Source organism: Mesorhizobium sp. Root552 (genome assembly GCF_001427285.1).
Taxonomy (GTDB): Bacteria; Pseudomonadota; Alphaproteobacteria; order Rhizobiales; family Rhizobiaceae; genus Mesorhizobium.
On sequence record NZ_LMFV01000061.1, the window covers coordinates 62,012 to 80,846 of the forward strand.

At 59.8% G+C, this 18,835-nt stretch carries 15 protein-coding genes; 9 read left to right on the forward strand and 6 right to left on the reverse strand.

The annotated features are described in order from the left end of the window. Positions 1 to 15 precede the first annotated feature (15 nt). The 3 genes from ASD50_RS19515 (at position 16) to ASD50_RS19525 (ending at position 2,947) form a co-directional block, all read left to right on the forward strand. A complete protein-coding gene (locus ASD50_RS19515) occupies positions 16 to 1,320 on the forward strand; it encodes a cytochrome b (RefSeq protein WP_056245006.1) in 1,305 nt (434 codons plus the stop codon). Positions 1,321 to 1,346: 26 nt separating this feature from the next. Then, positions 1,347 to 2,204, forward strand: coding sequence for a cytochrome c1 (locus tag ASD50_RS19520; protein WP_056245009.1), 858 nt, complete (start codon positions 1,347 to 1,349; stop codon positions 2,202 to 2,204). Positions 2,205 to 2,401: 197 nt separating this feature from the next. Beyond that, entirely contained in the window at positions 2,402 to 2,947 is a 546-nt protein-coding gene (locus ASD50_RS19525) for an adenine phosphoribosyltransferase (RefSeq protein ID WP_056245772.1), read from the forward strand. Positions 2,948 to 4,534: 1,587 nt separating this feature from the next. On the opposite strand, the gene cysQ is transcribed toward ASD50_RS19525, so the two are convergent. From cysQ to ASD50_RS19550, 4 genes are all read right to left on the reverse strand, one after another. Further along, complete coding sequence (cysQ, locus tag ASD50_RS19535) at positions 4,535 to 5,320, reverse strand: 3'(2'),5'-bisphosphate nucleotidase CysQ (protein WP_056245776.1); 786 nt, start codon at positions 5,318 to 5,320, stop codon at positions 4,535 to 4,537. Positions 5,321 to 5,330: 10 nt separating this feature from the next. Continuing rightward, a complete protein-coding gene (gene cysN, locus ASD50_RS19540; protein ID WP_056245015.1) occupies positions 5,331 to 7,265 on the reverse strand; it encodes a sulfate adenylyltransferase subunit CysN in 1,935 nt (644 codons plus the stop codon). Positions 7,266 to 7,268: 3 nt separating this feature from the next. Then, positions 7,269 to 8,246 (reverse strand): sulfate adenylyltransferase subunit CysD, encoded by a 978-nt coding sequence (gene cysD, locus ASD50_RS19545; RefSeq protein WP_413813909.1) that lies wholly within the window; start codon positions 8,244 to 8,246, stop codon positions 7,269 to 7,271. A gap of 180 nt (positions 8,247 to 8,426) precedes the next feature. Beyond that, the gene (locus ASD50_RS19550; RefSeq protein ID WP_056245022.1) at positions 8,427 to 9,773 is read right to left on the reverse strand and encodes a UDP-glucose dehydrogenase family protein; all 1,347 of its coding nucleotides are present in this window, start codon (positions 9,771 to 9,773) and stop codon (positions 8,427 to 8,429) included. Positions 9,774 to 10,012: 239 nt separating this feature from the next. Between ASD50_RS19550 and ASD50_RS19555 the strand changes: the two genes are divergently transcribed. Then, positions 10,013 to 11,305 carry an O-antigen ligase family protein gene (locus ASD50_RS19555; protein ID WP_156465188.1) on the forward strand — a complete coding sequence of 431 codons (1,293 nt, stop codon included), beginning with the start codon at positions 10,013 to 10,015 and terminating at the stop codon, positions 11,303 to 11,305. Positions 11,306 to 11,337: 32 nt separating this feature from the next. On the opposite strand, the gene ASD50_RS19560 is transcribed toward ASD50_RS19555, so the two are convergent. Beyond that, a complete protein-coding gene (locus ASD50_RS19560; RefSeq protein ID WP_056245029.1) occupies positions 11,338 to 11,694 on the reverse strand; it encodes a hypothetical protein in 357 nt (118 codons plus the stop codon). Positions 11,695 to 11,863: 169 nt separating this feature from the next. Between ASD50_RS19560 and ASD50_RS19565 the strand changes: the two genes are divergently transcribed. Both ASD50_RS19565 and ASD50_RS19570 read left to right on the forward strand, forming a co-directional pair. Then, positions 11,864 to 13,492 carry a long-chain-fatty-acid--CoA ligase gene (locus ASD50_RS19565; RefSeq protein WP_056245032.1) on the forward strand — a complete coding sequence of 543 codons (1,629 nt, stop codon included), beginning with the start codon at positions 11,864 to 11,866 and terminating at the stop codon, positions 13,490 to 13,492. A 105-nt stretch (positions 13,493 to 13,597) separates the two neighbouring features. After that, positions 13,598 to 14,383, forward strand: a complete 786-nt coding sequence (locus ASD50_RS19570) for a DUF1499 domain-containing protein (protein WP_056245035.1) — start codon at positions 13,598 to 13,600, stop codon at positions 14,381 to 14,383. 3 nt (positions 14,384 to 14,386) lie between these two features. Here ASD50_RS19570 and ASD50_RS19575 read toward each other — a convergent pair whose 3' ends face one another. Further along, the gene (locus ASD50_RS19575; protein WP_056245038.1) at positions 14,387 to 15,295 is read right to left on the reverse strand and encodes an MBL fold metallo-hydrolase; all 909 of its coding nucleotides are present in this window, start codon (positions 15,293 to 15,295) and stop codon (positions 14,387 to 14,389) included. Positions 15,296 to 15,408: 113 nt separating this feature from the next. On the opposite strand from ASD50_RS19575, the gene ASD50_RS19580 reads away from it, so the two are divergent. The 3 genes from ASD50_RS19580 to wecC all read left to right on the forward strand — a co-directional run bounded on the left by ASD50_RS19580 (position 15,409) and on the right by wecC (position 18,813). Continuing rightward, positions 15,409 to 16,002, forward strand: coding sequence for a biotin transporter BioY (locus ASD50_RS19580; RefSeq protein WP_056245041.1), 594 nt, complete (start codon positions 15,409 to 15,411; stop codon positions 16,000 to 16,002). 455 nt (positions 16,003 to 16,457) lie between these two features. Beyond that, positions 16,458 to 17,573 (forward strand): non-hydrolyzing UDP-N-acetylglucosamine 2-epimerase, encoded by a 1,116-nt coding sequence (gene wecB, locus ASD50_RS19585; RefSeq protein WP_056245045.1) that lies wholly within the window; start codon positions 16,458 to 16,460, stop codon positions 17,571 to 17,573. Beyond that, positions 17,566 to 18,813, forward strand: a complete 1,248-nt coding sequence (wecC, locus tag ASD50_RS19590; RefSeq protein WP_056245048.1) for a UDP-N-acetyl-D-mannosamine dehydrogenase — start codon at positions 17,566 to 17,568, stop codon at positions 18,811 to 18,813. Before wecB ends, wecC begins: the two co-directional genes overlap by 8 nt. The last annotated feature ends 22 nt before the right edge of the window (positions 18,814 to 18,835 follow it).

An 18,835-nucleotide genomic window follows, 5' to 3' on the forward strand; every position in this document is an offset into this window, starting at 1 on the left:
CAGGGGGATATTTCGATGAGCGAGGGACACTCCACCTATACGCCGAAAACCGGGCTTGGCCGCTGGTTCGACGCCCGCATGCCGCTGCCCAGGCTGGTCTATGACAGCTTCATCGCCTATCCGGTGCCGCGCAACCTCAACTATGCGTGGACCTTCGGCGGCATCCTGTCGATCATGCTGGTGGCGCAGATCCTAACCGGCATCGTTCTGGCGATGCACTATGCCGCCGACACGCACCTGGCCTTCGGGTCGGTCGAAAAGATCATGCGCGACGTCAATTCCGGCTGGCTGCTGCGCTACCTGCACTCCAACGGTGCGTCGTTCTTCTTCATCGCGGTCTATGTCCACATCTTCCGCGGCCTCTACTACGGTTCCTACAAGGCGCCGCGCGAACTGCTCTGGATCCTCGGCTGCATCATCTATCTGTTGATGATGGCGACCGGCTTCATGGGCTACGTGCTGCCGTGGGGCCAGATGAGCTTCTGGGGCGCCACCGTCATCACCGGCTTCTTCACCGCCATCCCGCTGGTCGGCACCTGGATCCAGGAACTGCTGCTTGGCGGCTTCGCGGTCGACAACCCGACGCTCAACCGCTTCTTCGCACTGCATTACCTGCTGCCGTTCATGATTGCCGGCGTCGTGGTGCTGCACGTCTGGGCGCTGCACGTCACCGGCCAGAACAACCCGACCGGCATCGAGGTCAAGTCGAAGACCGACACGGTCGCTTTCACGCCCTACGCGACCATCAAGGACGCGCTCGGCATGATCGTGTTCCTGCTGGTGTTCGCCTATTTCGTCTTCTACATGCCGAACTATCTCGGCCACCCGGACAACTACACCGTTGCCAACCCGCTGAAGACGCCGGCGCACATCGTTCCGGAATGGTACTTCCTGCCGTTCTACGCCATCCTGCGCGCCATCACCTTCAACATCGGGCCGATCAATTCCAAGCTCGGCGGCGTGCTGGCCATGTTCGGCGCCATCGCGGTGCTGTTCGTGGTGCCGTGGCTCGACACCTCCAAGGTCCGCTCGGCGGTCTACCGTCCGTGGTACAAGCTGTTCTTCTGGATTTTCGCCGCCAACGCCATCTTCCTCGGCTGGCTCGGCTCGCGTCCGGCGGAAGGCTCCTATGTGGTCATGGCGCAGATCGCCACGCTCTACTACTTCGCCTTCTTCCTCGTCATCATGCCGCTGCTTGGCCTGATCGAGACGCCGCGCCGCTTGCCGAACTCGATCACCGAGGCGGTGCTGGAGAAGAACAAGGGTGCCGGCGGCGGGCATCCGGCAGGCGCCACGGCGTCTCCGGAAACCAGGGGCTGAGGCAGGGAATCTTAGGGGATAAGAGCATGAAAAAGATTCTCGCTTCGCTGGCAGTGCTGGGCTTCATGATGGCCGGTACCGCCGCTATCGCCGAGGAAGCAGGGCACAACGCCGCTGAACCGACGCATTTTCCCATCCACAAGCCAAAGCAGACAGACTGGAGCTTTTCCGGTCCTTTCGGCACCTACGACAAGGGCCAGCTCCAGCGCGGCCTGAAGGTCTACAAGGAAGTCTGCTCGGCCTGCCACTCCATGAGCCTGGTGGCGTTCCGCACGCTTGAGGACCTCGGTTATTCCGAGGCCCAGGTAAAGACGCTTGCCGCCGAGTACACTGTCCAGGACGGCCCCAATGATGACGGCGAGATGTTCGAGCGTCCGGGCCTGCCGTCGGATCACTTCCCGTCGCCGTTCCCGAACGAGCAGGCGGCTGCGGCTTCCAATGGTGGTGCCGCTCCGCCCGACTTCTCGCTGATCGCCAAGGCGCGGGGCGTCGAGCGCGGCTTCCCGACCTTCGTCTTCGACATCTTCACCCAGTATGCCGAAAACGGGCCCGACTACATCCATTCGCTGTTGACCGGCTATGACGAGCAGCCGCCGGCAGGCATGGAAATCGCGGAAGGCACCCACTACAACCCGTATTTCATCGGTGGCAAGTCGCTGGCGATGGCCAAGCCCCTGTCCGACGACCAGGTGACTTACGACGACGGTGCGCCGCAGACGGTGGACCAGTATGCGCGCGACGTCTCGGCTTTCCTGATGTGGGCTGCCGAGCCGCATCTTGAGGATCGCAAGAAGACCGGCTTCCGCGTCGTCGTCTTCCTGCTGCTCTTTGCCGGCTTGATGTATCTCACCAAGCGCAAGGTGTGGGCGAACGTCCCGCACTGAAACCAAAGACATGAGAATAATGGGAAGGGCGCCGATTGGCGCCCTTTCTTTTTGGCTGGCAGCCAGCAATAAAGCATGGTCCTGAAAGGTGGATTCCGGTTTTCGGAAAAGACCATGTTTTCAAGAAGAAAATGGAACGTGGTGACGGCTCAAAGAAAAGCCATCACGATCCATTGGACGGCAATTGGATAGCCCCGATGAACCCTTCTGTCGAAGAAACCCTGCTCGCCGCGATCCGCACAATTCCCGACTACCCCAAGCCGGGCATCCTGTTTCGCGACATCACCACGCTGCTCGGCAACGCGCGGGCATTTCGCCGTGCTATCGACGCGCTGGTGCACCCGTTTGTCGGCGGCAAGGTGGATAAGATCGCCGGCATCGAGGCGCGAGGCTTCATCCTCGGCGGCGCGGTCGCGCATCAGTTGTCAGCCGGCTTCGTGCCTATCCGCAAGAAGGGCAAGCTGCCGCACGAAACGGTGCGTGTCGCCTACAGCCTGGAATACGGGCTGGACGAAATGGAGATGCACAAGGACGGCGTTGCTCCGGGCGAGAAGGTTATCCTGATCGATGACCTCATCGCCACCGGCGGTACGGCGGAAGCGGCGGTCAAGCTTTTGAGGCAGATCGGTGCGGACATCGTTGCTGCCTGCTTCATCATAGACCTGCCGGATCTCGGTGGCCGCCGCAAGCTGGAAGCCCTCGACGTTCCGGTGCGAACCCTCATCGGCTTCCCCGGTCATTGAGTCGTTACCGGCGCGTAGCAAGCTGGAACGCATCCTCTCCGCTTCGTCATCGCGGAATTCGCTTTCGAGCGGAGCGAGGAAGAAATGTATGGGGTTCATTTCGTGACGGTGCGGCAGTGCACCGCCATCTCAGAGCTTTCGCCAGCACCCCTCATCCGTCTCGGCTTCACCTCGACACCTTCTCCCACAAGGGGCGAAGGGGACGCTGGCATAAATGGCTTCTGCAAATGACCAACGTTGGAGATTGGCAAAAGCCGTTGTGCAAGCCTTACCTTCGCCCCTTGCGGGATAAGCTTCGGTCCGAATGCGCGCTCCGCTTCGTCATCCCGGAATTCATCGCCAGGCACCCCCCTCTGGCCTGCCGGCCATCTCCCCCTCAGGTGGGGAGATCGGCAGCTTCCAGGTTACAGCCAACTCTGTGACTTCAGTGCGGGATATCACGTCGCAATCGGGTGATCTCCCACCTGAGGGGGAGATGGCCGGCAGGCCAGAGGGGGGTGTGGTTCTTGTGAGGTTTCTGATTGAATGTGGACAAATCACGCCTCCCGGCGGAAACCCTCACCCTACTTATCCCTACCCTCTGCCACCTCCCCCATACTCTGCCCATCGCTCTTGCGGGAACCGGCYGCGCACCGGGCAACGGTTAGGGCGGCGGTGACCTCCCCCCATTGGTTCGGCCCARTGGACCCGAGGGCATCCGACAGGCCGGCGTCCTGCGGCGGGCTTTCCATGACAAGGAAAGAGMACCCGTGGCGGCAGGAGACGCATTTCGTCTGATCGTCGCGACAGGGTGAGCCCATCGGACGATCTTGGGACCGGTCGACTGGATGACAGACACCGGACGGGCGGCCGCGAGGCCGCATACTTTACCTAAACGAGCGACCGAACGGCCGCCCGTCTTCCCGACCTGCGCTTCAACGGCAAAGGTCAGTTCTTTGACAATGGCCAGACGGATGAGAATCCGGGCGTGGCAACCATAAAGCACGAACCTTGGCCAGCCGTCTGGCCATTCCTCGGGGTCCCCGCCAGCGACGAGCGAAGCAAGGAGCTTAAGGGTGGGGCAAGGAAGCGTCCTCGCCAGCGACGAGCGAAGCGAAGGCGATACTGTCCGGGCCGAGCGCTTCTCCTCTCGCTGAGGGATCATNGGCAAAGGTCAGTTCTTTGACAATGGCCAGACGGATGAGAATCCGGGCGTGGCAACCATAAAGCACGAACCTTGGCCAGCCGTCTGGCCATTCCTCGGGGTCCCCGCCAACGACGAGCGTAGCGAGGAGCTTAAGGGCGGGGCAAAGAGTCCCAGACGCGAAAGCGGGCGTGGCGATGAATAAACACAACCATCTCTTCGTCATCCTAGGGCGGAGCAGGCCGAAGGCCGTTGCGGAGACCCTAGGATCCATGCCGTGACCAAACGGCAGTGCGCAAAAGGCGCAAAAGAATGCTCCTCATCCTGAGCCGCTCCTTACAACGTGACCCTCACGGCATGGATCATCGGGTCGCGCCTTTCGCTACGCTCAGGCTTGCCCGAGGATGACGAAGCCGAAGGGAGCCCCATTCCGGTCATAGTGGCTGCGCTGGCGATCCCCGACTTTACGAAACCTTCGTGGCTCCGCTGGCGATGAAATGGGGATTGGCGAAATCCTCGTCATGGTCCTGATTGCGCTTGCCGTAGGTCAATGGCGAACCATCGAGCTTGCGCGTCATGCCGCCTGCCGCCCGCAACACGGCATCCCCTGCTGCGGTGTCCCATTCCATGGTGCGCCCGAAACGCGGATAGACGTCGGCCTCGGCGGCGGCAACCAGGCAGAACTTCAGGGACGAGCCAACCGATACGATCTCGGCTGCACCCAGACTGCGGATATAGGCTTCTGTTTCAGGCGTGTTGTGCGACCTGCTGGCGACAACCGCCAAAGGCAGGGTGGGCTCACGCGCAAAAATCGGCTGGCGGGCAACGACCACAAAATCCTCGCTGACCCAAAGCGCCTCGGCATGGTTCGGCCGTCCGCAGAAGAAGCGCCCCGTGCAAGGCGCGAACACGACGCCGATCTCAGGCACACGGTTGCGGATCAGCGCGATGTTGACCGTGAAATCGGTGCGGCGCTTGACGAACTCCTTGGTTCCGTCGAGCGGATCGACGAGGAAAAACGCCTGCCCCAGACGATCGGGCAAGATGCCTGCGGCAGCCTCTTCCTCGGCCACGCAAGGGATCTCGGGAAAGGCAGCCCGCAATCCCGCCAGAATGATCTTTTCGCTGGCGCGGTCGGCTTCGGTTACGGGCGTGCTGTCGGCCTTGCTGTCGACATCGCATCCGGCCTGATAGACGCGCATGACTTCGCGCCCGGCGTCCAGCGCCAGGCGCTCGAAAAGCGCAAGTATGGCTCTGTCGTCAGATTCCGGCGCCGCTGTCGTACTGGTCCTGTGCAATGTCGCGCTCAATCAGCCACCGTTCCACCATCTCCACCATTTCCTCGGCCGTCCGACCAAGGGTTTTCAGGTGTATCTCCGGGTTCTCGGGCGATTCGTAAGGCGAGTCCACACCAGTGAAGTTCTTGATCTCACCTTTCAGCGCTCGCGCGTAGAGCCCTTTCGGGTCACGCCTGGCGCACTCCTCGAACGGCGTGTCCACGAACACCTCGACGAATTCGCCGGACATCAGTTCCCGCGCCAGACGCCGCTCGGCCTTGAACGGCGAAATAAACGAGACGATGACGATCAGGCCCGCGTCCGCCATCAGCTTGGCAACTTCCGCCACGCGCCGGATATTTTCGACGCGGTCGGCGTCGGTAAAGCCAAGGTCGCGGTTCAAGCCATGACGGACATTGTCGCCGTCGAGGATGTAGGTGTGGCGGCCGGTGGCGTGGAACTTCTTGTCAAGCAGGTTGGCAATCGTCGACTTGCCCGAACCGGAGAGGCCGGTAAACCAGAACACGGCGGGACGCTGGCCCTTGATTGCCGAGCGGGCGCGCTTGTCGACATCAAGCGACTGCCAGTGGATGTTGTCGGCGCGGCGCAGCGAATGCTGGATCATGCCGGCGCCGACAGTGGCGTTGGTGATGCGGTCGATCAGGATGAAAGCGCCGGTCGAACGGTTCTCGGCGAACGGATCGAAGGCAATCGGCGAGCGGGTCGAAATGTTGACGACGCCGACTTCGTTGAGGCCAAGGGACTTCGCTGCCTCTTGCGCGAAATCGTTGATATTGACCCGATATTTGAGGTCGGTGACGGTTGCGCTCGCCTGATCCGTCTCGGTGCGCAAAATGTAGGAACGCCCCGGCAACAGGGCCTGTTCATCGAACCAGACGATATTGGCGGCGAACTGATCCGCCACTTGCGGACGCGCGGACGGGGCAACCAGCAGATTGCCGCGCGAGACTTCGACCTCCTCGTCGAGGACCAGCGTCACCGCTTGCCCGGCAATCGCGCGCTCCAGATCGCCGCCATGCGCGACGATGCGCTTGACGTTGACCGAAGTGCCCGACTTGGCGACCACAACCTCGTCGCCTTTGGCGACCGACCCCGACGCGATGGTGCCGGCAAAACCGCGAAAATCGAGATTGGGCCGGTTCACATACTGGACCGGAAAGCGGAAAGGCAGTTCGGTGGCCGCATCGTCGACCGCGACGGTTTCGAGGTGTTCGATCAGCGTCGGCCCATCATACCACTCCATGTTTTGCGAGCGCTTGCTGACATTGTCGCCGTAACGGGCAGACATCGGAATGGCCGCGACGGAGCGGAAGCCGAGCGTTTTCGAAAATTGCGCGTAGTCCGCGACGATCCTGTCGAAAACCGCCTTGTCGAAATCGACCAGATCGATCTTGTTGACGGCCAGGACGATGTGGCGGATGCCAAGCAGCGAGGCGATGACCGAGTGACGCCGGGTTTGGCGCAACACCCCCTGGCGCGCATCGATGAGAACGATGGCGAGATCGGCAGTCGAGGCACCGGTTGCCATGTTGCGCGTGTACTGCTCATGGCCCGGCGTGTCGGCAACGATGAACTTGCGTTTCGGCGTGGCAAAGAAGCGATAGGCAACGTCGATGGTGATGCCCTGCTCGCGTTCGGCCTCGAGGCCATCGACAAGAAGCGCGAAATCGACGTCGTCGCCGGTGGTGCCGTGCTTGCGCGAATCGCGCTCGAGCGCTGCGAGCTGGTCTTCGAAGATCTGCTTGGTATCGGAAAGCAGGCGACCGATCAGTGTCGACTTGCCGTCGTCCACCGAGCCGCAGGTCAGGAAGCGCAACAGCGACTTCTTCTCCTGCGACGCAAGGTAGCCGCGAATATCGTCGGATGCTTTCAGATTGTCGGCGGAGACATGGCGCATGGCTTAGAAATATCCCTCGCGCTTTTTCTTTTCCATCGACCCGGATTCGTCGCGGTCGATGAGGCGTCCCTGCCGTTCCGAGGTGCGGGCCGTCAGCATTTCGCCGACAATTGCTTCCAACGTCTCGGCGTCGGACTCAATCGCACCGGTCAGCGGGTAGCAGCCAAGCGTGCGGAACCTCACCATCTTGTCCTCGATGCGCTCATCGGGACGCAGCTTCATGCGGTCGTCGTCCTTGAGGATCAACATGCCGTCACGCTCGACCACCGGCCGCTTCCTGGCGAAGTAGAGCGGAACGATGGGGATGCCTTCCTGCAGAATGTACTGCCAGATATCGAGCTCGGTCCAGTTCGACAGCGGAAACACACGGATCGATTCACCGGCGGAAATACGGGTGTTGAAGATGTTCCACATCTCCGGCCGCTGGTTCTTCGGGTCCCAGGCGTGCTGGGCGTTTCGGAAGGAAAAGATGCGCTCCTTGGCCCGTGACTTTTCCTCGTCGCGACGCGCACCGCCGAATGCCGCGTCGAAGCCGTACTTGTCGAGCGCTTGCCTCAGCCCCACCGTCTTCATGATGTGGGTATGGGTGTTGGAGCCGTGATCGAACGGGTTGATGCCATCGCGCACGCCTTCCTGGTTGATATGGACAAGGAGATCAAAACCGAGCTTTGCCGCCATCTCATCGCGAAAGGCGATCATCTCGCGAAACTTCCAGGTCGTATCGACATGCAGGAAAGGGAACGGCGGCTTGGCGGGATAGAACGCCTTGATGGCGAGATGCATCAGGACCGACGAATCCTTGCCGACCGAATAGAGCATCACTGGCTTGGAAAAATTTGCCGCAACCTCGCGGAAAATATGGATAGCCTCTGCTTCCAGCCGTTGCAGGTGGGTAAGCGCGAGGTTCATGGCTGTGCTCGTTCCTTTCCCGAATGTAGCCTCTTGCCCGCCGGCCACGTGGCCAACCAGCATTCGCAGCATCCTTGGGGTTGTCTGGGCTGTCTTCTATCCGCGTCCTATCCAACAGCCAACGTCGGTCCCGCTCATTCCGCCTGCAAGCGGAAATGATTTTTCTACATATATGGCAATTCGGGCAAAAAAACTTGAGAGACGGCCCAGGCAGCTCAAACCATATGACGGTCGATAACCGGAAGGGACCAGCTATCCAACATGTGGCCTGCGGGCACTACGCCCGACGCTGTAAAGCTCGAAGCCGTGCCGGGTCGCGATCGCCGGATCGTAGACGTTGCGCCCGTCGAAGATAACAGGTTGTTTTAGCGCCGATTTCATGACGTCGAAATCCGGCACGCGAAAGCTCTTCCATTCCGTCGCAACGATAAGTGCATCGGCACCCTGAAGGGCCATTTCCTTTGTCTCGCACAACACAAGATCATTGCGTTCGCCGTAGATGCGGCGGCACTCATTCAGCGCCTTGGGATCATGGACCTGAACCCTGGCGCCTGCCGCCCAAAGCGCCTCGAGCGTCGCCTTGGCCGGAGCCTCGCGCATATCGTCGGTGTTCGGCTTGAATGCCACTCCCCACAAGGCAAAGCTGCGGCCGGAAATATCGCCGCCGAAGTGGTGCAGGATCTTGTCGACGAGGACAATTTTCTGCCGGTTGTTGCGCGCCTCAACAGCCTTCAGGACCGACGCGTCGAAGCGGATTTCCTCCGATGTCCGGATCAACGCGCGGATGTCCTTGGGAAAGCAGGAGCCGCCGTAGCCCAGACCTGGATAGATGAAATGATAGCCGATACGCGGATCCGAGCCGATGCCGTGGCGGACGCGCTCGATATCGGCGCCCAGCATTTCAGCCAGGCTGGCGATTTCGTTCATGAAGCTGATCCGCGTGGCGAGCATGCAGTTGGCCGCATATTTGGTTAACTCGGCGCTGCGGACGTCCATCACGATAATCTTCTCGTGGTTGCGATTGAATGGAGCGTAAAGCTCCCTCAGAGCCTGTTCGGCCTCGGCGCTCGAAACCCCAATGATGATCCGGTCCGGCCGCATGCAGTCGTCAACCGCCGACCCCTCCTTCAGAAACTCGGGATTAGAGGCGACATCGAACCCAATGTCCTGGCGGCCCCTTTCCTTCAGGCACATTGCGATCTGGCTGCTGACCTTGTCACCAGTGCCGACAGGTACCGTCGATTTGACCACGATGAGCTTGCGCTCCTCCATATGCGCGGCGATCGAATCGGCTGCGGCAAGCACATGGCGGAGATCAGCCGAACCATCCTCGCCGGATGGCGTTCCAACGGCGATAATCTGCATATCGCGGCCACGCACGCCCATTTCAGGGCTGGTGGTGAAGCGAAGATTCCCCGCTTCGCTGTTTTCGCGAACGAGCTTCTCCAACCCGGGCTCGAATAATGTGATCTCGCCGCGTTGCAAGGCGTCGATCTTGGCCGAATCTATGTCGACGCAAACAACATCGTAGCCGGTTTCAGCCAGAACTGCGGCCTGCACAAGACCAACATAGCCGGTTCCGAATATCGTTACTTTCAATGTATTTCCTTGCCGGCGAAAGGAACGTTTACATAAATTGAACACACGTGGCAGCTTCCTTGTTGCGCTCGTGCGACAGCGCCCCTAAACGGGCTGCTACAAGGATTTACAGGTCCCTTGTGAAAGGTTGACGACATGGCGGGAGCCTTCCTGCTCGTCATTCATGGGTTCAACGCCTAATCCGACCATATTTTGAATAGACCATCGTTCGAACTGGCGAATCATTGCAAAGTCTCAACGTGAACGCAGGTCTCCTCGGCGGATCGAGAACGCTTGGTATGGCGTTGCCAAAGAATGGCATCGATCGAAACAACGTCATTTCGATTTTTCTGATGGGAGCACTTCCAGCAGTCGGCGGAAGCGTGATTTCCGTCATGCTGTACTCGTTCTTCGTCTGGGCCGTGGCTTCCCTTGCGCTGCGGCGGTTCGAGTTCCGGATGATCCGCTCCGACCGGATTCTTGCCTCTACGTTTACCGTTTTTGCAGCGCTAATCTTGCTTACAGCACTCATCGCGCCGAACCGATCCGAAATCCCGCATTCGATAATCTGGCTTCTTGCATTCCTTGCGCCGTGGGTTGTCATCCCGCGATTGAGGTCAAGCAAGGGTATCGATCTCCTTTCGCCCTATCTCGTTGGCGCTGCCGTTGGCGCCGTGATCGCCGCCTTTGTGGCGCTCGTACAATCAGGAATGTTAGGCCTTCGTTCAGAGGGTGGCGCAGGCAACCCTGCGGTCTTCTCCATCATGTCACTTTGTTTGATGGGCATAGGCGGGCTCAATATCGCATCCACCTCCAGGGCTCGACAGATCATGGCAATCGCGGCGGTCGTTGGCGGCACGGTCGCCCTTGTGATGTCGCTTACTCGCGGCGTTGCGATTGCGATACTCCCCGTCTTTGTCCTGCTTTTGATGTTCGAATCTGCGCGTTGGCGCTCCATTCTCATTCGCCCCATAAGCCTCGCGATACTTACGGCAGCAACGATCGCATTCTACAGTGTGGAACGGATACTTGACCGACGCTGGGACCAAACAGTTCGCGAATTCCACGGCATTCTGATGGGTAAGCAAACCACAAAGGGGATCGGCGAGCGGCTTAGACTGTGGGAAGCAGGGCGGGATGCTTTCCTTGATTCGCCTTTCTGGGGTCACGGCATCCAAAACAGGATGGCGTCCCTTGTGCCGGAACTGTCCAAGGATGACCTGCCGATCCGTGGTTTTACCCACGCCCACAACGGCTTTCTGTCTTTTGCTATCGACGGGGGAATCTTGACCTTGACCGCGTTGATTGCGGTCCTTTGTGTGCCGGTCTTTATTGCCTGGCGCGCGCCGCGTGACAGCAACTACCGGACACGGCTGTTTCTGGCGCTCATCGTCTCGACCTCCTATGCCGCCTCCGGCATGACGCAGATCATGTTCAAGCATGACATCATGGATGCCTTCTTTGTCTTCTGCGCCATCTTGATCGCAGCATCCATACCGGCGGGTCCCGGGTTGGATCCAACAAAGACCAACGCAAAACCGTCTGCTTCCTGAGCGGCGGCCGGGTCATTTGCAAATATTGCCGGTCAGGCTGCGGCCTGGAAAACGTCCATCAATCCGGCATAAGCGGGGGCGATGCCGGCGACCGGATTTGTGCTCTTCGATGCCGTCTCAACCTTCAGCACACCACCGTTGACAGGCAGCGTAAGGAGCAGGAACTGACGCTTGGCGTCGCTGCCGACTGCCGCGGCAGCGACGAATTCGTTACGGCCATCTACGTCGATGCACATCTTGAACAGCATTTCGCCGCCGACCAACTCTAGAGCTTGGCCGACAATCTCAACGAACTCGTCCTCGGAAACGGTTCGCTCTTCGGGCACGAGGTCGCCAAGGCTGTCAGCCAAGCTCTTCTCCAATGCCTTCTCATCAAGCTGCGCGTCCATGCAAACCTCGTGCATTTCGCTGAGCAGCCCCGCCTCACGAAAGATTTACGCCGACAATGGCTGCATTATGGCGCGCATTCTAGCCAATTCGGCCTAACCGGGAGCATTGGCCGCTTGGCGACTCGACAATTTTGCGGTTCGTTCCACAATGTGTTCAGGGAGGAACATCATGCTCGGATTGATGCAGGAATGGCCACTGCTTTGCCATAAAATACTGGAGGCGGCCTCGACCCAACACGGCAAGCGGGAAATCGTCACGCGCTCGATCGAAGGCCCCATCGTTCGCACCACTTATACCGACATCCGAACGCGGTCGCTTAAACTGGCGCAACGACTCGAGCGCGACGGTTTCCGGTTGGGAGACCGGATCGCGACGCTTGCCTGGAACGGTGCCCGCCACCTTGAAGCATGGTACGGCATCATGGGTATCGGCGCGATCTACCATACGCTGAACCCTCGCCTCTTCCCGGAGCAACTGGCCTGGATAATGAACCACGCCGAGGACAAGGCGATCTTTGTCGACCTGACCTTCCTGCCGTTGCTGGAAAAGATCGCCGGGCAGGTCAAGTCATTGACCAGGATCATCATTCTCACCGACCGTACGCACATGCCCGAAACCCGCCTCGCCAACGCTGTTTGTTACGAAGACTGGCTGGCCGAAGCAGATGGCAACTTCCAGTGGAAAGAGTTCGACGAGCATACTGCAGCTGGCATGTGCTACACTTCGGGTACCACCGGCGGCCCAAAAGGCGTCCTCTATAGCCACCGCTCGAATGTGCTGCACGCCATGATGGCGGCGATGCCGGATGCGATGGGAATATCCTCCCGCGACGTCATCTTGCCTGTCGTTCCCATGTTCCACGCCAATGCGTGGGGGCTCGGCCAAAGTGCGCCGATGATCGGCGCCAAGCTCGTCATGCCCGGCGGGAAGATGGATGGCGCATCGATATATGAACTTCTCGACACCGAGAAAGTGACGTTCAGTGCCGCCGTGCCGACGGTATGGCTGATGCTGCTGCAATATCTTGAAGAGACCGGCAAGAAACTACCATTTCTCAACAAGGTGGTAATCGGCGGGTCGGCCTGCCCGCGCGTCATCACCCAGAAATTCCAGGACAATTATGATGTCGAGGTGGTGCATGCGTGGGGCATGACGGAAATGTCGCCCCTTGGAACGCTGTGCACGATGAAGCCTGAAACCCAGAACCTGGAAGGCGAGGAACGCCTGGCAATCCAGAAGACACAAGGTTTCGCGCCGTTCGGGGTGGAAATGAAGGTAACTGACGACCACGACAACGCACACGCATGGGACGGAAAAACCTTTGGCCGGCTGAAAGTGCGCGGTCCGGCCGTGGCACGAGCCTATTATGGAGGCGCGGGCGTGGAACAGTTCGATGAGGACGGCTGGTTCGACACCGGTGACGTAGCCTTCATCGACCCCAATGGCTACATGCAGATCACCGACCGGGCCAAGGATGTCATCAAGTCCGGAGGCGAGTGGATTTCGACCATCGACCTTGAAAACCTCGCCGTTGGCCATCCAGATATCGCAGAAGCTGCCGTTATCGGCATAAGCCATCCGAAATGGGATGAACGGCCATTGCTTGTCGTTGTCCCCAAAGCCGGCAAGGAACCCAGCAAGAGCGAAATACTCGGTTTCATGGACGGCAAGGTTGCGAAATGGTGGATGCCTGACGATGTTGCCTTCGTCAGCGAAATTCCGCACACGGCGACCGGAAAGATTCAAAAGACGGCACTTCGCGAACAGTTCAAGGATTATCGTTTGCCGGCAGACTGACCAGCGGCCAACATATCCGGTAACTTCTTGTGGCCCGGCATTCAACTTTGCCGGATCATACGCTAAGCATCTGGCCGGAAAGTGCGAAACGGTCTTTGGCAGGCAATGAGCGAATATCCTGACAGGCAGACGTCGAAAGCCGCGGGCTGGTCACGCCGTACGGGTGCGTTTTCCCTCGTCCTTTTGTTGACAGCCTGGGTTGGACACCATTTAAGCCTTGTGGAAACGCCCGCGTTCCTGTGGGTTTTGGCGCTCGTTGCACTTCTCGCGGCGTTTGCCTTGCTGTTTGCGGGCTTCGCTTTTTCAAGATTGTGGAACTTTGGCGACCGGGGCGGCCATGACCTGATGGCGGGTGCGTTCCTCGCACTTGTCGTCCTGGCTCCATTTGCAGTTGCTGCCTATTGGGCGACGATCTACCCGCCGCTAAAGGACATTTCCACGGATCTCGAAGATCCACCTTCGCTCGCAGTTGCCAAGGATAGTGCAAGCGAGACGCCGACACCGACCACACCCGGCGAAAGGCGCTTGCAGGCGCAGGCGTATCCTCTTGTGACCGGCCGGCGCTATGAGCTTCCATTCAAGGAAACTGTCGATTCGGTCGAAGCCGTGTTCGCTCGCCAGGGTTGGCAGGTTGAAGGGTCGTTGCCTTCATCCGACACCGATGCCAGCGATGCGGTCGTCAACGCGATTGCAAAGAGCTTCGTCCTCGAACTGCCTGTCGATGTGGCAATCCGGGTGACCAGCGAAGGCGAAACGAGCTATGTCGATATGCGCTCCGCCTCGCGCTACGGCCGCCACGACCTTGGCGATAATGCCGCCCGCATCGTGAAATTCCTGTCGGAACTGGATCAGGAAGTGGTCGGCCAGATCGGCACCACCTCGACCGAGTAGCGATCAGGTCGCCGGGAAATAGACACCGTCTATCGACGGGGCACCCTCAGTCAGGACGACACCGCGCGCTACCAGATCTTCGAGATGGGCCAAGACTGAGAGCCCTGCCGCTCCGTGGAGGCGCGGATCGGTTTCCCGGTAGATCGCCTCGACCATGGTCCTGATGGTACGATCACCCTTCCTGACCCGTTCCAGGATAGCGCGCTCGCGCATTTTCCGATGCGCTTTCAGGCCACGCATGAAAGCATGCGGCGCACCAATTTGCCCGCCATGACCGGGCAGAAAAAGACGGTCGTCACGTTCGAGCAACAGGTCGAGGGACGCCATATAGTCGGCCATCGCCCCGTCAGGCGGTGCAACAATGGTAGTGGCCCAAGCCATGACGTGATCGGCCGAAAAAAGGATACGGCGGCCTTCCAGCGCAAAAGCCAGATGATTGGCGGTATGCCCTGGTGTAAAAACACCCCGGATCGACCAGCCATCTCCGTCGATCACCGCGCCATCCGACATTGTCAGATCCGGCTTGAATTCCGTGTCGGCACTGGCGTCGAGCGGATTTGTCTCGCCTATCCCCAAAGGTCGAGCCGGGCGGTGCGGCCCTTCGGCCACGACCACGGCGCCCGTTTCGGCCCTCAGGCGGGCGGCGAGCGGGGAATGGTCGCGATGGGTGTGGCTGACAAAGATGTGGCTGACCGGCCGGCCGGCGATGGTGGCAAGCAGTGTTCGTAAATGTGAATCGTCGTCCGGGCCGGGATCGATCACGGCCAGCGTATCGCGGCCAATCAGGTAGCTATTGGTGCCATGAAAGGTGAAAGGCGAAGGGTTAGGTGCGGTGATGCGCTGCACGTCTGACGCTACGTCAACTGCTTCACCGTATTCCGGTTGAAAACTCGTGTCGAATTTGAGTGGCATAGCCTATTTACTCAGGCAAAGTCGGGCAAAATCGTTTGCCGCATATCACGGAAGCCAATATAGGGGAAACCCGAAGCGCATTTGCGCTCTGGCCAAACGGATTGAGGAAGAACATGGCAATTGCAACGACGATGCGTCCGCTTGTTTCACTGGCTCTGCCCGAAAAGGGCGCTGCGAGACTGGTCACCCAGTTGTTCCTCGCCATTGCCGGAACTCTGTTGCTGACCCTCTCGGCCAAGACCAAGGTCGTGCTTGGCCCCGTCGACATGTCGCTGCAGACGCTGGCGATCTTCCTGATCGCCGCAGCTTTCGGCATGCGGCTCGCCGTCGCCACGCTGCTTCTCTACATGCTGGAAGGTGCGATGGGATTCCCCGTCTTCCAGAGCACGCCTGAAAAGGGCATTGGCATCGCTTACATGCTCGGCACCACCGGCGGCTATCTGGCTGGCTTCGTGGTCATGGCTACCATCGCCGGCTGGGCTGCCGATCGTGGCTTCGACCGCAATCCGTTCAAGCTGTTCGGCGCGCTGCTGGTCGCAGAAGCCGTCATGATGGCGATGGGCTTTGCGTGGCTTGCGACGATCATCGGCGCCGAAAAGGCCTGGCAGTTCGGCGTCGTCCCGTTCATCCTGCCCGACCTTATCAAGGTTGCGTTGGCGGCCAGCCTCGTGCCGGCCATTTGGTCGCTGCTGCCGCGCCGTAAATAACCAAATCCGCGCCGGTTTAACCGGCGCAATACAGAAGACCAATGCTGACGCCCGGTACGCACGTGCCGGGCGTTTTCTTTTCAAAAGCTGCCCAGTTGGCGGATGGCATCAATGCGCATCGGCAGCATGTGCAGATCGACACCCGTTCCGGCACCTCCCGACGTCGGAATGGCGGGTACGCACTTCGCCTTATGGGCTAGGTCGTACCCGGCTTTGTTAGGCCATTGAGAGTAGAGATTTCCGGGCTCCTCGTAGGGTATCAGTTAGATCATGAGGACAGGGAGCTAAATCGGGAAACAGCTCTGCGAGGCGGCACTGGCAACAAGGCGACGCTGATCCGCACGGGTTGAGGACCGAGGGCAGGTTCGCGACGGCTTAAACAACCACTCCGCGAGCATTCCCATTCGGCGAAATGTCCGGCAACCGGCCCGTTGGGTTTGGCTTGGGGCTTGCGCATGAAGGCGATGATTGTATTTGGCACGCGCCCGGAAGCCATAAAGATGGCTCCCGTCATCAAGGCGTTTCGAGCCGATGGGCGTTTTGAGACTATCGTTTGCGTGACGGGCCAGCACCGGTCGATGCTCGATCAGGTTTTGCAGGCATTCAACATCGTTCCCGATATCGACCTCAACATCATGCAGCCAGGGCAAACGCTGACGGATGTAACGGTGAACGTGCTGGAAGGCCTCGGCAAGGTCCTGGCCGACACCAAACCGGATTTCGTGCTGGTGCATGGAGACACTACCACCGCGATGGCAGCCTCTCTGGCTGCCTTCTACCAGCGGATTCCTGTAGGCCACGTGGAAGCGGGCCTGCGCACGCGAGACGTATGGCGGCCGTGGCCTGAAGAAATGAACCGCTGCGTCATCGACGTGTCGGCCCGGTGGCTGTTCGCACCGACAGAAGGCGCGCGCAACGCGCTGATCGAGGAAGCTATCCCGGACGAACGCATTGTCGTGACGGGCAATACCGTCATCGATGCCCTGTTGATGGCTTCCGAACTCATCAGGTCAGATCCGATCGCCGAGGAGGCGTTCCGCAACAAGTTCTCCTTCCTGAATCCCAACAAGAAGCTCGTTCTGGTCACCGGCCACCGCCGCGAGAACTTCGGAGACGGCCTGCGCCGCATGTGCGAAGCTCTGGTGAGCCTCGCCTCTAAGGGCGATATCCAGGTCGTCTACCCGGTTCACCTCAACGAGAATGTCCAGCGCGCCGCAAAGGCAACATTGGCCGGCGTCAGCGACGTATTCCTGATCGATCCGCAGGAATATCTGCCGTTTGTCTACCTCATGGGCCGCTCCCATATCATCGTCACCGATTCCGGCGGCATACAGGAAGAGGCCCCGGCTCTCGGCAAGCCTGTCCTGGTAACCCGAGACGTGACAGAACGCCCCGAGGCGATCGCGGCGGGCGCCGCGCGCCTTGTCGGGACAGACCCCTGCCGGATCGTCGCCGAAGCGCGGCGTTTGATCGACATTCCAGAGGAATACAAGCGCGCAAGCTCCGCCACCAATCCCTACGGTGATGGCCGCGCCGCACACCGGATATTGGAGACCATCGCCAATGCCTAGCCCATTCGAAGCGGTTTCGGTCATCGGGCTAGGCTACATAGGGCTGCCGACTGCCGCGACCATAGCCAGCCGTGGCATTCAGGTTCTCGGCGTCGATACGAGCCAGAAAGCGGTAACCGCCATCAATGCCGCACATGCTCATTTCAGCGAGCCGGATCTGGACGGTCTTGTCCACTCGACTGTCAGAAGCGGACGCCTCAAAGCCTTTACCGAACCGCAGCCAGCGGATGCGTTCATCGTCGCCGTTCCGACACCGATCCAACCCGACAAGCAACCCGACATCACCTATGTCGAGCAGGCGATGCGCTCGATCTGCAGGGTTCTGAAGGCTGGCGATCTCGTGATCCTGGAATCCACAAGCCCCGTCGGCACCACGCAGAGGATGGCGGAGGTCATTGGCAAGGAACGGCCCGATCTGGTTTCGGCAAATGGCAAGGCACACGGCCTCAAGATATCCATGGCCTATTGCCCGGAGCGTATCCTCCCCGGACGGATGGTCTATGAGCTGGTGCAAAACGACCGCATTGTCGGCGGCATCACGCCCGAATGCGCAAGCCGAGCCAAGGAACTCTATAGCACCTTCGTACGCGGCCAGATTTTCGAAACCTCGGCGGCGGCAGCCGAACTGGTCAAGCTCATCGAAAACGCCTATCGCGACGTCAACATCGCGTTCGCCAATGAAGTCGCCAATGTCTGCGACCATCTCGGTCTTGATGCGTGGCAAACGATTGCGCTCGCCAACAGGCATCCGCGCGTGAAGATACTCAACCCCGGACCCGGCGTCGGCGGCCATTGCATTGCCGTCGATCCGTGGTTCCTGATCACCCAGTATCCGGAACTGACGCAGGTGATGCGGGCAGCCCGCAACGTCAATGACGGGCGACCTCACTCGGTTGTCGACCGGATAGAGACTGCGCTGAGCGAAACGGGAAGCAAGAAGGTTTGCTGCCTTGGCCTCTCCTACAAGGCCGACGTGGACGACCTGCGCGAGAGCCCTGCGGTTGAGATCGTGGAGATGCTGGGGCACAAGGGCTACGACGTTACCGTTGTGGAACCTCATGTCACCGAACTTCCGAACGCTCTGGTCGGCCACTCCAACATCAAGCTGCAGCAGCTTGAAGATGCGGTAACCGAGAGCGATGTGGTCGCGTTGCTTGTCGCTCACATGCCGTTCAAGAACGTCGACCGCTCCAAGCTGCAGGGCAAGCATCTGGTCGACTGCGTAGGATCCTGGAACTAAGAGCGCATTACGCGTTTTTCCG

Coding starts and splice junctions, on each gene's coding strand:
- ASD50_RS19560 (WP_056245029.1), bottom strand. CDS start 11,694: ATGGACGCGCAGCTTGATGAGAAGGCATTGGAGAAGAGCTTGGCTGAC.
- ASD50_RS19580 (WP_056245041.1), top strand. CDS start 15,409: ATGGCAATTGCAACGACGATGCGTCCGCTTGTTTCACTGGCTCTGCCC.
- ASD50_RS19575 (WP_056245038.1), bottom strand. CDS start 15,295: ATGCCACTCAAATTCGACACGAGTTTTCAACCGGAATACGGTGAAGCA.
- ASD50_RS19565 (WP_056245032.1), top strand. CDS start 11,864: ATGCTCGGATTGATGCAGGAATGGCCACTGCTTTGCCATAAAATACTG.
- ASD50_RS19525 (WP_056245772.1), top strand. CDS start 2,402: ATGAACCCTTCTGTCGAAGAAACCCTGCTCGCCGCGATCCGCACAATT.
- wecC (WP_056245048.1), top strand. CDS start 17,566: ATGCCTAGCCCATTCGAAGCGGTTTCGGTCATCGGGCTAGGCTACATA.
- wecB (WP_056245045.1), top strand. CDS start 16,458: ATGAAGGCGATGATTGTATTTGGCACGCGCCCGGAAGCCATAAAGATG.
- cysN (WP_056245015.1), bottom strand. CDS start 7,265: ATGCGCCATGTCTCCGCCGACAATCTGAAAGCATCCGACGATATTCGC.
- ASD50_RS19515 (WP_056245006.1), top strand. CDS start 16: ATGAGCGAGGGACACTCCACCTATACGCCGAAAACCGGGCTTGGCCGC.
- ASD50_RS19520 (WP_056245009.1), top strand. CDS start 1,347: ATGAAAAAGATTCTCGCTTCGCTGGCAGTGCTGGGCTTCATGATGGCC.
- cysD (WP_413813909.1), bottom strand. CDS start 8,246: ATGCTGCGAATGCTGGTTGGCCACGTGGCCGGCGGGCAAGAGGCTACA.
- ASD50_RS19570 (WP_056245035.1), top strand. CDS start 13,598: ATGAGCGAATATCCTGACAGGCAGACGTCGAAAGCCGCGGGCTGGTCA.